This window comes from Aeromonas tecta, from assembly GCF_000820185.1.
In the GTDB taxonomy this organism is placed as follows: Bacteria; Pseudomonadota; Gammaproteobacteria; order Enterobacterales; family Aeromonadaceae; genus Aeromonas; species Aeromonas tecta.
Map to the genome: position 1 here is coordinate 125874 of NZ_CDCA01000010.1, position 14120 is coordinate 139993.

At 60.8% G+C, this 14120-nt stretch carries 13 protein-coding genes and 1 other annotated feature (1 of these 14 only partly in view); of the genes, 11 read left to right on the forward strand and 2 right to left on the reverse strand.

Translation table 11 applies throughout. The annotated features are described in order from the left end of the window. Positions 1-37: a sequence feature (His leader region), on the reverse strand; it reaches 92 nt to the left of the window's first position. Between the two features lie 185 nt (positions 38-222). The 7 genes from BN1137_RS01910 (at position 223) to rnd (ending at position 7828) form a co-directional block, all read left to right on the forward strand. Further along, positions 223-465 (forward strand): hypothetical protein, encoded by a 243-nt coding sequence (locus BN1137_RS01910; RefSeq protein WP_050716978.1) that lies wholly within the window; start codon positions 223-225, stop codon positions 463-465. A gap of 129 nt (positions 466-594) precedes the next feature. Beyond that, positions 595-2505, forward strand: coding sequence for a DNA repair helicase YoaA (locus BN1137_RS01915; RefSeq protein ID WP_050716979.1), 1911 nt, complete (start codon positions 595-597; stop codon positions 2503-2505). Between the two features lie 132 nt (positions 2506-2637). Beyond that, positions 2638-3351: a tRNA (adenosine(37)-N6)-threonylcarbamoyltransferase complex dimerization subunit type 1 TsaB gene (tsaB, locus tag BN1137_RS01920; RefSeq protein ID WP_050716980.1), complete on the forward strand. Its 714-nt coding sequence runs from the start codon at positions 2638-2640 to the stop codon at positions 3349-3351. A 48-nt stretch (positions 3352-3399) separates the two neighbouring features. Further along, the gene (locus BN1137_RS01925) at positions 3400-3912 is read left to right on the forward strand and encodes a Slp family lipoprotein (protein WP_050716981.1); all 513 of its coding nucleotides are present in this window, start codon (positions 3400-3402) and stop codon (positions 3910-3912) included. A 2-nt stretch (positions 3913-3914) separates the two neighbouring features. Further along, complete coding sequence (locus BN1137_RS01930) at positions 3915-4757, forward strand: alpha/beta fold hydrolase (protein ID WP_050717131.1); 843 nt, start codon at positions 3915-3917, stop codon at positions 4755-4757. Positions 4758-4955: 198 nt separating this feature from the next. Further along, a complete protein-coding gene (fadD, locus tag BN1137_RS01935; protein WP_157433599.1) occupies positions 4956-6632 on the forward strand; it encodes a long-chain-fatty-acid--CoA ligase FadD in 1677 nt (558 codons plus the stop codon). A gap of 83 nt (positions 6633-6715) precedes the next feature. Continuing rightward, positions 6716-7828: a ribonuclease D gene (gene rnd / locus BN1137_RS01940; protein ID WP_050717132.1), complete on the forward strand. Its 1113-nt coding sequence runs from the start codon at positions 6716-6718 to the stop codon at positions 7826-7828. A 285-nt stretch (positions 7829-8113) separates the two neighbouring features. On the opposite strand, the gene BN1137_RS01945 is transcribed toward rnd, so the two are convergent. Both BN1137_RS01945 and dusC read right to left on the reverse strand, forming a co-directional pair. Next, a complete protein-coding gene (locus BN1137_RS01945; RefSeq protein ID WP_050716983.1) occupies positions 8114-8482 on the reverse strand; it encodes a TraR/DksA family transcriptional regulator in 369 nt (122 codons plus the stop codon). Positions 8483-8578: 96 nt separating this feature from the next. Beyond that, positions 8579-9523 carry a tRNA dihydrouridine(16) synthase DusC gene (gene dusC, locus BN1137_RS01950; protein WP_050716984.1) on the reverse strand — a complete coding sequence of 315 codons (945 nt, stop codon included), beginning with the start codon at positions 9521-9523 and terminating at the stop codon, positions 8579-8581. Positions 9524-9869: 346 nt separating this feature from the next. Here dusC and BN1137_RS01955 point away from each other — a divergent pair, with 346 nt between their 5' ends. The 4 genes from BN1137_RS01955 (at position 9870) to BN1137_RS01970 (ending at position 14117) form a co-directional block, all read left to right on the forward strand. Further along, complete coding sequence (locus BN1137_RS01955) at positions 9870-10247, forward strand: YbaN family protein (RefSeq protein WP_050716985.1); 378 nt, start codon at positions 9870-9872, stop codon at positions 10245-10247. A 133-nt stretch (positions 10248-10380) separates the two neighbouring features. After that, entirely contained in the window at positions 10381-10926 is a 546-nt protein-coding gene (apt, locus tag BN1137_RS01960) for an adenine phosphoribosyltransferase (RefSeq protein WP_050716986.1), read from the forward strand. Between the two features lie 182 nt (positions 10927-11108). Then, the gene (dnaX, locus tag BN1137_RS01965) at positions 11109-13658 is read left to right on the forward strand and encodes a DNA polymerase III subunit gamma/tau (protein WP_050716987.1); all 2550 of its coding nucleotides are present in this window, start codon (positions 11109-11111) and stop codon (positions 13656-13658) included. Between the two features lie 129 nt (positions 13659-13787). Continuing rightward, positions 13788-14117: a YbaB/EbfC family nucleoid-associated protein gene (locus BN1137_RS01970; RefSeq protein ID WP_050716988.1), complete on the forward strand. Its 330-nt coding sequence runs from the start codon at positions 13788-13790 to the stop codon at positions 14115-14117. Positions 14118-14120: the final 3 nt, after the last annotated feature.

Genomic DNA, 14120 nt, shown 5'->3' on the forward strand with positions numbered 1-14120 from the left:
CCTCCTGAAAGACTATTCGGGATGATGATGGTGGTGATGAGTCTTCAGTTGGTTGAACTTCATGTAATGAATCCTTTACAAAAAAGATGTCGTAGATGACGCCTGATTTACATTACCGACCTTGACGGAAATTGCAACCCGAGAATGTGGCTTGATGGATTAAAATCAAGAAAACGATTATTCGGTCGATATCTAATCAACTCATCTCGCAGGAGTCAAACTATGCCCAGTCAGGACCTGTTATTCCCCATCTTGCCGCGGGCACCCGCCACGCCGAGTCCCGATGACATCAAGCGGGAGGTGACCCAGGTGAGCCAGAAGCACAAGTTGCGCAAAACCAGCGCCGATGGCGGTGGCGACGGCTCGCAGCAGCAACCGGATCCCCGGGCAAAGCACGATCAGAGCGTGGTGAAAGATGATGATCACAAGCCCGATCCCGAGCACAAGATTGATATCTTCGTCTGAGCTGGCTCCTGATCCCGCATTGCTGCGCTCGTTCACTCTGCACGGGCCGCATCGCGTTAGCGCCTCATTTAGCGATCCCGCTTTTCCCTCACTTTTGGCATAATGACCGCTTTTGCGCGGGACACCCCTTTGACCATACAGACCCTGTTCAAGCCAGATGGCCCCCTGGCCAGCCACATCGATGGTTTTGTCGCCCGCGCACCTCAGCTGGAGATGGCCGAGGCGGTGGCGCGCGCCATCAAGAGCGGTGGCCGTCTGCTGGTGGAGGCGGGAACGGGGACGGGCAAGACTTATGCCTATCTGGTGCCGGCGCTCGAGTCCGGCAAGCGGGTGGTGATCAGCACCGGCTCCAAGAACCTGCAGGAGCAACTGTTCTATCGCGACCTGCCCACCATCACGGCGGCGCTCTCCTACACACCGCCGGTGGCCCTGCTCAAGGGGCGCAGCAACTATCTGTGCATCGAGAGGATGAACCGACTGCTCAGCGAATCCCACCTGCAAAAGGCGGAAGTGCTGAGCGATCTGGTCAAGGTGAAGTCCTGGTCCACCGCCACCGAGACCGGCGATGTGGGGGACATTCCGGGGTTGCAGGAGAATGCCGAGATCCTGCCCCAGATCACTAGCACCAACGACAACTGCCTCGGTCGCGACTGCCCCTATTATGATGATTGCCACCTGGTAGTGGCCCGCCGCCGGGCCATGGATGCCCAGGTGGTGGTGATCAATCATCACCTCTTCTTCGCCGATATGGCGGTGAAAGACACCGGATTCGGCGAGTTGGTGCCAGAAGCCCAGGTCTATGTGTTCGACGAGGCGCACCAGCTGCCGGAGATCGCCACCAACTACTTCGGCAAGTCGGTAGGCAGCCGCGCCATCCAGGATCTCGCCCATGACATCCAGCTCGCGTACCGCGCCGAGGCCCATGACATGGGACAGCTTGGCAAGGCGGCAGATCGGCTCGCCATCGCGAGCCAGGACTTGCGCCTCGCCTTCGGGGTGGATGGCGGGCGCGGCAATACCCGCGACATGTTGCGTCTGCCACTCTGGGCCCAGGCGCTGGCGCGCTTCAACGATGCGCTTGGCCTCTGCTACGAGGTGCTCAAACTCGCGCTCGGGCGCGGCGAGCAGCTCGATCACGCCTTCGAGCGAATCTGCGAGCTGCGTACTCGTCTCGGCGAGGTGCTCGCCATCAACCAGACCGGTTTCTCCTACTGGTATGACTGCTCGCGGCTGCACTTTACCCTCAATCTCACCCCGCTGTCGGTGGCCGAGCGCTTCGGTGCCGAAGTGCTGCGCCCCGAGGTGGCCTGGGTGTTTACCTCGGCGACCCTGACGGTGGACAATCGTTTTGACCATTTCGTGGCCGATCTCGGGCTCGCGGGCAGCGCCGAGCTTATCCTCGACAGCCCGTTCGATTACACCGAGCAGGCGCGGCTCTGCGTGCCGCGCTTCCTGCCAGAGCCCAATGCCTTCGGCCGCGGTGAGCAGCTGGCAACCCTGATGATCCCGCTTATCAACAAGACGCCGGGGGGCTGTTTTTTCCTCTGTACCAGCCATCAGGTGATGCGCCAGGTGGCGGAGGTGCTGCGCCGCGAGATAGGCCGCACTGTGCTGCTGCAGGGAGAGGACAACAAGCAGCGGCTGCTCAAGACCTTCGTGGAGAATGGCCGCGCCGTGCTGGTGGCCACTAGCAGTTTCTGGGAGGGGATAGACGTACGGGGGGCTGCGCTCTCCTGTGTTATCATCGACAAGCTGCCGTTTGCCAGCCCCGACGACCCTCTGCTCAAGGCCAGGGTCGATGATTGCAAGCTCAAAGGCGGCGATCCTTTCGCCGATATTCAGCTGCCCAAGGCGGTGATCGCCCTCAAGCAGGGGGTGGGGCGGCTTATTCGTGATCGCACGGATCACGGGGTGCTGGTCATCTGTGATCCGCGCATGGTCAACAAACCCTATGGCGCCACCTTTATCAAAAGCCTGCCGGCCATTCCCCGCACGCGGGAGCTGGCGAGCCTGGGTAATTTCTTCGATCGGGGCGAGTGAGTCGTTATCTCCTCGCACCGACAAGGCCGGGGATGACTGCAAACGGCCTTGCGCCGTTTAAACCTGATATCTGCATGCGGTGGGAAAATCCCGCTGATGACTTAACTGACTGATGTAAAGAGAATAAAAAGAATGAACGAGTTGAAGATCCTGGCCGTTGATACTGCCACCGAAGGCTGCTCAGCCGCCTTGCTGGTGGGTGACAAGCTGTATTCCCGCTGGGAAGAGGCTCCACGGGATCACACCCGTAAAATCTTGCCCATGGTTCAGGCTGTGTTAGATGAGGCCGGATTATCGTTGGATGCGCTTGATGCCATCGCTTTCGGTCGTGGTCCCGGCTCCTTCACCGGGGTGCGGATCGGGATCAGCGTGGCGCAGGGGCTGGCGTTTGGCGCCGGTGTGCCGCTCATCGGCATCTCCACCCTGGCGGCCATGGCGCAAGGGGTGCATCGGCTGGAAGGGGCAACCCATGTGCTCAGCGCCATCGATGCGCGGATGAACGAAGTCTACTTCGGTCGCTATGAGTTGCAGGCAGGTTGCATGCAGCTGGTGGGGGAAGAGGTGGTGAGCGAGCCGACATTGCTGGTGAGCGAGCTGACCGCAGAGGCGGCTTTGGCTGGGCGCTGGTTCGCGGTCGGCACAGGGTTTGAGACCTATGGCGAGCAGCTCAACGGGCTGGCCGAGGAGCTGGTGGGCAGCCAACAGCTGCGTTTCCCCGCCGCGCTGGACATGCTGCCGCTGGCCCGCAAAGCCTGGCTAGCCGGGGAAGCGGTCGCGGTGGAGCAGGCTACACCGGTTTATCTGCGTGACAAGGTGACCTGGAAGAAACTGCCGGGTCGCGAATAGAATGAAATAGCGGGCATGCCGCCGAGGGGCCCGCATGAGGAGAGGCGAATGATGAAACGCGTGATATTGCTGGGTCTGATGGGGTTGCTGCTCAGCGCCTGCAGTTCCGTGCCCAAGGAGCTGGCCTATGAGCCAGAGAGTGCGCTGGTGGCATACCAGCCGGCGCTTGCGGGCATGGATGGCAAGCCGGCTCGCTGGAGCGGGGTCATCTCGGCGGTCCACAATAAGCAGGATCAGAGCATCATCGAAGTGGTCTATCTGCCGCTCAAGAGCAACGGGGTACCAACCCAGACCGAGCAGAGTCCGGGGCGTTTTCTCGCCATCATGAAGGGGTTCGTCGATCCGACCTTGTATGCCAAGGGGCGCAGCCTGACGGTGCTGGGCACCCTGGACAAGCCGATAGACAGCCAGATCGGGGATCACAAATACCGCTTCTCCGTGCTCAAGGTGACCAGCAGCAAGCTGTGGCCACCGGTGCAGGAGGTGGAGGTGCGTTACGATCCCGCGTTCTACGACCCCTTCTATGATCCCTTCTGGCCACGTCACCGCTTTTACCGCTGATGATGATGTGGGAGCGGTTCGTCACGCTGCATGACGGGCGGCGCATTGCCCTGCTGGATAACGACCAGCAGGGCAAGCCGATGCTGATTGCCCTGCACGGCTGGCTCGACAACAGCGCCAGCTTCCTGCCGCTCGCCCCTTATCTCGAGCAGTTTCACCTCATCTGCGTCGATCTACCCGGCCACGGCCGTTCGGATCACAAGTCAACTCCCTACGTCTTCGTCGACTGGCTGGACGATCTCTACCAACTGAGCCAGGCCGCTGGCTGGCCACGCTTCATGCTGCTCGGCCACTCCCTTGGGGCGCTGATTGCCAGTGCCTATGCGGGGGTCTTTCCGGAGCAGGTCGAGCGGCTCGTCATGCTGGAAGGATTGGGGCCGCTTAGCCAGGCCGATGAGCAGGTGCCTGAGCAGTTGCGGCGGGCCATTCTCAATCGCAGTCGAACCCGGGAGCGAGCTTCGCTGGGGTTTGCCTCCATCGAGGAGGCGGTGGGCGCGCGCTGCAAGGTGGCGGAGATCTCCCATGGGGCGGCGCGCGTTATCTGCGAACGCCAGCTGATCGCGCGGGACGGCCGCTGGCATTGGCGCAGCGATCCACGGCTGCGAGACTTGTCGCCCCTGCGCATGAGCGAGGGCCAGGCGCAGGCGTTGATCCGCGCCATTGCTTGCCCGGTGCTGTTTATTCGGGGGGAGCAGGGCTTTACGGCCTTGGTCGAACAGTGGCAATCGCGGGCCGGGGCCTTCAGGCAGATAGAAATGGCGGTGGTGGCGGGAAATCATCATTTCCACATGGAAAATTCAAGCCAAACCGCCGTTTATATCGAAAATTTCTGTCAGATCCGTTAAGATCAGCTGCTTTACATCATTCCAGGTTTGCTTTCTCCCTCACACTTTCGTCTTGTTAATTTGCTGTTAATCGATGTTGCCTTATGTAAATATGTGGCGCATTAGAGTTGTAGCTTAAAACAACTGATTGAAATGGATGTGAACCGGGACGGAGGCAACACAGTGAGCGCAAAGGTGCTAGTTATGCAGGAGAAGTTCGTGGAAAAAGTCTGGCTGAAGCGTTATCCGGAAGGGGTTCCCGCCGAGATCAATCCAGACCAATACGGCTCTCTGGTTGAGATGTTTGAGGAGTCGGTGACCCAGTTTGCCGATCAGCCCGCCTTCGTCAACATGGGGCAGACCATCACCTACCGCCGACTGGAGGAGCAGTCCCGCGCCTTTGCCGCCTACCTGCAAAACGAGCTCAAGCTCGTCAAGGGCGATCGGGTGGCGGTGATGATGCCCAACCTGTTGCAATACCCCATCGCGGTGTTTGGCATCCTGCGGGCCGGCATGACGGTGGTGAACGTCAACCCGCTCTATACCCCCCGTGAGCTGGAACACCAGCTGAAAGACTCCGGCGCCAAGGCCATCGTCATCGTCTCCAACTTTGCCCATACCCTGGAAAAAGTGGTCTACGACACCCCGATCAAGCACGTCATCCTGACCCGCATGGGCGACAACCTGGGGCTGGCCAAGGGCACGCTCGTTAACTTCGTGGTCAAGTACGTCAAGAAGCTGGTCCCGAAATACAACCTGCCCCACGCCAGTACCATGCGCCAGGTGCTGGCCAAGGGCCGCTACCTGCAATACATCAAGCCCGAGATCAGCAACCAGGACATCGCCTTCCTGCAATACACCGGCGGCACCACCGGCCTCTCCAAGGGGGCCATGCTGACTCACCGCAACATGATTGCCAACGTCGAACAGTGTCTCGGGGTCTATGGTCCCGTGCTGGAGAAGGGCAAGGAGTTCGTGGTGACGGCGCTGCCGCTTTATCACGTGTTCGCGCTGACCGTGAACTGCCTGCTGTTCATGCGCCTTGGCGGTTACAACCTGCTCATCAGCAACCCGCGCGACATCCCGGGCTTTGTCAAAGAGATCAAGAAATACCCCTTCACCTGCATCACCGGGGTCAACACCCTGTTCAATGCGCTGGTCAACAACGGCGAATTCCAGAGCATGGACTTCTCCGGGTTGAAGCTGACCATCGGTGGTGGCATGGCGGTGCAACGGGCGGTGGCGGAGCAGTGGAAGGCGCTGACCGATACCCCGTTGCTGGAAGGCTATGGCCTGACCGAATGCTCGCCGCTGGTGAGCGTCTGTCCCTATGATCTGGTGGACTACAACGGCTCCATCGGCCTGCCGGTCTGCTCCACCGAGATCCGTCTGGTGGATGACAAGGGCGCGGTGGTCAGCGAGCTGGGCGCCCCCGGCGAGATGCAGGTGCGTGGTCCGCAGGTGATGACCGGCTACTGGCAGCGGCCGGAAGCCACCGCCGAGGTGATGCAGGATGGCTGGCTCTGTACCGGCGACATAGCAGTGTGTGACGAGCAGGGATTCTTCAAGATCGTCGATCGCAAGAAGGACATGATCTTGGTGTCGGGCTTCAACGTCTATCCGAACGAGATTGAAGACGTGGTGGCGCTGCATCCCAAGGTGCTGGAAGTGGCCGCGGTGGGGGTGCCCCATAAAGTGTCCGGCGAGCTGGTGAAGATCTTCGTGGTCAAGAAAGATGCAAAACTGCAGGAGGATGAGATTATTGCTCACTGCCGCAAACATCTGACTGCCTATAAGGTCCCGAAACTGGTAGAATTTCGTGACGAACTTCCCAAGACCAATGTGGGCAAGATCCTGCGCCGCGTGCTGCGCGACGAGGAAATTGCCAAGCAATAACGGGCAGACAGCTGATGTCATGCAAAACCGTGGGTCAACCCACGGTTTTTTCTTTTCGGGCCCCGACCAACGTGCAGGCAAAGATGCAATATCAACTCATTTCACAGCAAGCCGAACTGGAACAGTATCTCGCTTCCCTGGCCGACGTTCCCCTGGCCATCGATACCGAATTCGTTCGCACCCGTACCTATTATCCCCAGCTCGGTCTGTTCCAGATCTATGACGGCAAACAGCTGGCGCTGCTGGATCCGCTGACCCTGGAGTTGTCCGGGCTGTGGCAACGGCTCGGCCGGGCCGGGCAGATCTCCATCTTGCACGCCTCCGGTGAAGATCTCGAACTCATCCAGCATCAGGCGGGCCATCTGCCAAATCTGATGCACGATACCCAACTGGCGACAGCCTTCCTGGGTCACGGCGTCTCGGTCGGCTTCGGTGCCTTGGTCAAGGAGTTCCTCGGCGTGGAGCTGGAAAAGGATCAGGCCCGTACCGACTGGCTGGCTCGCCCACTCACCGACCGTCAGCTCGAATACGCGGCGGCGGATGTGTTCTACCTGATGCCGCTCTACGAGAAGGTAATGGCCAAGCTGCATGAGAGCGGCAAGTTTGCCTGGTTCGAGCAGGAGTGCCGCAACCACTCCGCCCGCAAGACCCAGGGCAACGATCCCCGTCAGGCCTACCTCGAGATCATCAACGCCTGGCAACTGGGTCGCCGTGAACTCGCCATCCTGCGCGAGCTGGCTGCCTGGCGTCAGAAAGAGGCGATCCGCCGGGATCTGGCGTTGAACTTCGTGGTCAAAGAGCTGCACCTGTTCAAGGTAGCGGAGCGCAAGCCCACCTCCCTGCGCGATCTCAACGAGCTGGGACTGGCGCCGATCGAAATCAAGATCCACGGCAAGCGGATGCTGGACATCGTCGCGGCGGCCCAGCAGAGCGAGCCGGACAGCTGGCCCGAGCCCATTCGCCGGCTGGTGGACTTCCCTCAGTACAAGGCGGAGCTCAAGCGCATCAAGGCCATGGTGGAAGAGAAGGCCAAGGCCAGCAACATTCCACCGGAATTGGTGGCCAGCAAGAAGATCATTCACCAGTACTTCACCTGGAGCTGGCGCATGAGCGACGAAGAGCGTGCCCGCGCCGACAAGCCGATGCTGCTGCAAGGCTGGCGTCAGGAGCTGGTGGGGCATCTGCTGGCCCAGTAGCGCGCATCGGGACCCTCTGGCCGCTACGGGGCTACTTCAAGTGCCATAAGTACGTAAGTACAGTAAGCGCCGGAGCCTGAGTGTCAGGGTTGACCAAAAAAATAAATCATTGTAAGGGAAGCCTATGGCTTCCCTTTTATATTGCTTAATTTATCAATAGCGGTTGAGTCAACTGTAAAAGAGCGAGCTTTCAAACAGAGATGCTACTGCGGGCGTAGCAATGGACGCAGGGGGAGGGAAGTCGGAGGGGATGGACAGGTCATGAGGGGCACAGAAGGTGCCCCCTCAGAGTTCGTGGGCGTGGAATCCCTTGCAATAGCGGCTCTCACAACGGGGACAGCGTTGCAGGGTCGGATCCTGCTCGAGCTGGGCGATGGCCAGGGGCTCCTCGCAATCGGAGCAGAGGCCATAGAGGCCCAGGTCCATCTGGCAGAGGGCGGCATCGATCCGCTTGAGCCGTATCACACGCGGCTCCACCTTGGGCAGCTTGAAGCGACTGGTCATGTCCACCAGTTGATCGCGCTCGCACTGCGCCACTTTTTCTGCCAGATCATCACCTTTATCAGCCTTGAGCTGAACGACCAATTCTTCTTTCACTTGCGCCCAGTCAGTCAGCAGGCGATCACGCCATCCGGCCAACTGGGCTTGCGTCATCTCACACACACTAACCCCCAACAGACGAATAACAACGGGGGCCAGTATAGGGAAATGGGTGGATTATCAAGATGACATGAGTCAAGTAAAGATCGGTTAGATCACGCTTTTCGAGGCTTGCAGCAGGGCATCCCGGATGGGCGACGTCTCTTTATGCAGACGAATATCCCGAAATAACTCGTCAGCCTCAGGATATTCACGCTTGAGGTAGCTAAACCACTGCTTGATCCGGCTGGGATAGTAGTCGGCCTTCTCGCTCGCCAAGTCCTGCTCGGTATAGCTTACCATCAGCTGCAGCACCTCGGCCCAGCTCATGTGGGCACACCCCGTCTTCATCACGTTGGCCAGATTGGGCAGGGAGATGGCGCCGCGGCCCACCATCAGCGCATCGCAGCCGGAAACCTGGGCGCACTTGAGGGCGTCCTTGTGATCCCAGATCTCGCCATTGGCGGTGATCGGAATGGGCAGGGCGCGGCGAATGGCGTCCACGTATTCCCAGTGCGCCGGCGCCTTGTAGCCTTCCCGCTTGGTGCGGGCATGCACCGCCAGCTCGCTGGCCCCGGCTTGATACACCGCCTGGGCGTTGTCGAGATAGAGCTCCTTGTCATCGTAACCGAGCCGGATCTTGGCGCTGACCGGCAGGTGGGCGGGCACGGCTTCGCGCACTGCCTTGACGATCCGATAGACGGTCTCGGGCTCCTTGAGCAGCACGGCGCCGCCCTTGCTCTTGTTGACCGTGGGGGCGGGGCAGCCGAAGTTGAGATCGACCCCGGGGGAGCCGAGCTCGATGGCGCGCACCGCGTTCTCAGCCAGCCATTCGGGGTGCTGACCCAGCAGTTGCACCCGCACCGGGGTGCCGGCGCGGGTCTTGCCATCCTGGCGCAATTCGGGGCAGAGACGATAGAACACCTTGGCGGGCAGCAGCTGATCGACGACCCGGATGAATTCGCTGACACAGAGGTCGTAATCGTTGACGGAGGTGAGTACCTCCCGCATCAGATGATCCAGCACCCCCTGCATGGGGGCCAAAATAACGCGCATAACCGGTTCCGAAGGATGGAAGTCAAGAAAGAGGCGAGATTGTAGTGGTAACAAAGGCAGATGTCAGCAGTTGCGCCAGCTGGAGTGCATATCGGGCATGGCCTGCATGGGGGGCGAGATAACGCGCCTAACCGGTTTTGAAGGGATGGAGTTCAAAAAGCAGCGAGATGGTAGAGGCAACGGGGGGCAGATGTCAGCAGTTGTACCCGTCAAGGCCGTATTCGGCGCGGTATGTAAAGAATACGCCTAGATAACGCGCTGACAGCTTTCGAAGCCCATCGCGGCGCTGTCGGGGAACGGGGCAAGTCTGCTAGGCTAGGGACAGAAGTATCTATGAGGAGTCGGAATGAAGCGTTGGTGTCTGATGGCCCTTGGCTGGTTGGCATTTGCCACGGGTATTGTCGGGATAGTATTGCCACTGCTGCCGACCACGCCCTTCATGTTATTGGCGGCGGCGCTGTTTGCCCGCTCGTCCCCCCGGTTTCATCGCTGGCTGCTGGCACATCCCTGGTTTGGACCGCCCATCGCCGACTGGCAGCAGTATCGCGGCATTCGTCGTCATGCCCGCCGTCGGGCCATCATCTTTATCCTGCTCTCCTTCTCGGTATCGCTGGTGGTGGTGCCCATGCCCTGGGTGCGGCTGTTGCTCGTCGTCATCATGGCCATCCTGCTCACCTGGTTAATGCGATTACCCGTGCTGGAGCCAGTTGCAATGGAGAAGTGAAATCCCTAAGCTATTGCAGCAATAATGCTATGGAGTCGGCCTGTCATTTTTGCGTGACGGGCCTTTTTATTGCCCCCTGGCGGATATCAGATGAGACGCCGCAGCTGGGCTCAAAAAAATAAGCGGTCAAATAATGAATCCGGATACCCTCAAGTTTATCGAAGCGAGCATCAAGACCATTCCCGACTATCCAAAGCCGGGCATTCTGTTTCGCGACATCACCAGCCTGATAGAGAACGCTGAGGCCTTCAAGGCCACCATCGATCTGCTGGCTGAGCATTATCGTGATCAAGGGATCACCAAGATTGTCGGCACCGAAGCCCGCGGCTTCATCTTCGGCGCCCCGGTTGCCTTCGCCATGGGCCTCGGCTTCGTGCCGGTGCGTAAGCCGGGCAAGTTGCCCCGCGCCGTCATCGAGGAGTCCTATGCCCTCGAATACGGTACCGACACCCTGCAGCTGCACACCGATGCCATAGTCCCCGGTGACAAGGTGCTGGTGGTGGACGATCTGCTGGCCACCGGCGGTACCGTCGATGCTACCGTCAAGCTCATTCGCCGCGCCGGCGGTGAAGTGGCCGATGCCGCCTTCATCATCTCCCTGCCATCCTTGGGTGGCGATGCCCGCCTGACGGCGGCCGGTATCAAGGTGGTGTCACTGGTCGAATTGGCCGGCGAGTAAGCCTCCTGCCTGGCGGTTGAGCAGGCGTCGTCAGCCTGCCATCCGCGCCAAACCGGTGCCCGTTCGGGCATCGGTTTGAAAATCAAGCGATCCCTCCCAACAGAGCCCTTAGCCGATACAGCCCGCCCCGCATTTGTGTTAGCATCCTGCCTCAATGCCTCGTTTTCCCAGCATCGAGATCTATGAGCTATCAGGTTCTGGCGCGTAAATGGCGCCCCCATACGTTTGAACAAGTGGTTGGCCAACAACATGTGCTGACCGCCTTGACCAATGCCCTGGATCAGGGACGGCTGCATCACGCCTATCTGCTCAGCGGCACCCGCGGGGTCGGCAAGACCACCATCGCCCGCATTCTGGCCAAGAGCCTCAACTGCGAGCAGGGGATCAGCAGCCACCCGTGCGGCGTATGTGACACCTGCCGCGAGATCGATCAGGGTAACTTCGTCGATCTGCTGGAAATTGATGCGGCGTCGCGCACCAAGGTGGAAGACACCCGCGAACTGCTCGACAACGTGCAGTACAGGCCGGCCCGTGGCCGCTTCAAGGTCTACCTCATCGATGAGGTGCACATGTTGTCGCGTCACAGCTTCAACGCGCTGCTCAAAACCCTGGAAGAGCCGCCTCCCTATGTGAAGTTTCTGCTGGCCACCACGGATCCGCAGAAGCTGCCCATCACCATTCTCTCCCGCTGCCTGCAGTTCCATCTGAAGAGCCTGGATCAGAGCCAGATCGCCAAACAGCTGGAATGGGTGCTGGATCAGGAAGGTCAGCCGTTCGAGCCCCGTGCTCTGCTGGCCCTGGCCAAGGCGGCCGATGGCAGCATGCGCGATGCGCTGAGTCTGACCGATCAGGCGCTGGCCCACGGCAATGGCAGTGTGCGGCTCGAAGCCGTGCTGACCATGTTGGGGACTCTCGATCATCATCACCTTCATCAGCTGCTGGAGGCCATCTTGCGCCAGGACGCCCCGGCGACCATGGCCAAGATCACCGAAATCGCCACACTGGGGCCGGATTTCGATCAGTTGCACGCCGAGCTGGAAGCCTTGCTCCATCGCGTCGCCATGGCGCAGTTGCTGCCGGCCAGCGTGCAGGAGCAGGGGGCCGATGCCGTCGCCCTGCTGCAACTGGCCGGGGCCATGAGCCCGGAAGAGGTGCAGCTGTGCTACCAAATCGTGCTGGGGGGGCGCAAGGACCTGCCCTGGGCGCCGGATGGCCGCACTGCACTGGAGATGACCTGCCTGCGGATGCTGGCGTTCTCGCCGCGTCGCGAGGCGCTGCACCCAGCGAACCTGAGCGCCTTGCCTCCCTCCATGGCGGGGCTGGCGGTTGCCGGCTCTGCGGCCGGGAGGGAGGCCGCCGCGGCCCCGGTGGGAAAGCCTCGCGGGGCTGAACCAGCCCCGGATCAGGCCGCCATACCGGCAGCGCCCGTGCGTACTCAGGCCGCCGTTGCTGCAGAGCCCGCCGCCATGGTGAATACATCTGCGGTCATGCCCTCGGTTGCCGCTGTGGATGAGCAGGACGCCGCCCAGGATGCCCTGAGCGAGCCGCTGTTTGCCGAGCAGAATGAATTGTTGCAGGCCGCGCAGCAGATGGGATATGAGCCAGAGGCGAGAGTCGAGCCGAGTGTTCCCTCCCGCCTCTCAATGGCTGCCGACCCTGCGCCGCTGACGGACATGCCGGTAGAAACCGCACCAGCGAATGAATCTCAAATCGCCGCTGCGGTCGAACCAGAACCCTCCGCGGCCTCCAGCATGCAGAGCCTGCTCGGCAAGCGCAATCTGCTGCGCAGCCGGTTGCGAGCCGAACCCGGAGCCACGACGCCGCCGCCCGCTCGGGTGGCGCCGACCAAACCCGCGATGGCGCCTCAGGCAACCCCAGCGGCGCCTGTGGCGATACCGCCATCTGCGCCCGTTAGACAAGCTGCCGCCGCGGCGCCAGCCTATGCCGAGCCCGTGACAGGCTATGAAGATCTGCAGCCGCTCGATGCCTACGATGACAGTGGCAGCGATTACGAGGAGTACCTGAATCAGGGCTTTGGTGAGCACTCTGCCAGCGCCTCTGCTGCGGTAAATCTGCCTCTGACTCCGGTCACAGCCAGCCAGAGTACACCGCGCAAGGCTCGCCCCGACCCGGATGATCTCCCCCCCTGGGATCTGGATGGTGCACCGGCCAAGGCCGCTGCGGCGCCTGTCCCCGCCGCGCCCCAGTCTGCGCCGCTCGCCGTACCGAGCGAACCGCAGCCAGCCTCCGCGATGGAGACCATCGATTGGGACGAGCTGGAGAGCGACGCCGAGCCGGAGGAGGGAGAGGAGGTTGCCCGGTTGATCCCGTCCTCCTTGCTGGTCAACTGCGGCGATCCCTGGGCCGAGCTCATCGCTCGCACCGGGGTAGGTGGCCGGTTGCGGCAGCTCGCGATCAACTCGGTGATGACCCGCGAAGGCGAGCGGGTGTCGCTTGTGCTCAAGCCAGAGCAGCGTCATCTGGTGAGCGATCGGGCCCTCGCCGATCTGGCCGACATCATCGGCCCTGAGCTCGGCCAGGCGGTGCGCGTGGAGGTGACTCTGGGCACGGATCCGGCGCGGGAAACGCCGCTCGAGATTGAGCATCGCCTCTATCTGGGGGTGCGCGAGCAGGTAGCCCGGGATCTGGCAGAGGATCCTCATGTACAGTTTCTACAACAGCGATTCGGCGCCGTGCTCCATCCCGACAGCATAGAGCCGCTGAGTCATTGAGTTTGATTGGTTAAAACAGCTGCCGGGAGCGGATCCCCGGTTGAAAAACCCTTTGGCTGTCCCCATATTCAGGACAGACAAGCCCACAGCCCGGCGCTGGATGCCGGATTTCAAGACGAGAGACGACCTATGTTTGGTAAAGGTGGAATGGGTAACCTGATGAAACAGGCCCAACAGATGCAAGAGCGTATGCAGAAGATGCAAGAGCAGCTTGCCCAGATGGAAGTAGTCGGCGAAGCCGGTGCTGGCATGGTCAAGGTCACCATGGCCGGTAGCCACAGCGTGCGTCGCATCGAGATCGATCCGAGTCTGATGGAAGATGACAAGGAGATGCTCGAAGACTTGGTCGCCGCCGCCGTGAACGATGCCGTTCGCCGGGTGGAAGAGCAGAACAAGGCGAAGATGGGCGAGCTGACCGGTGGCATGCAGCTGCCGCCGGGCATGAAGCTGCCGTTCTAAGTA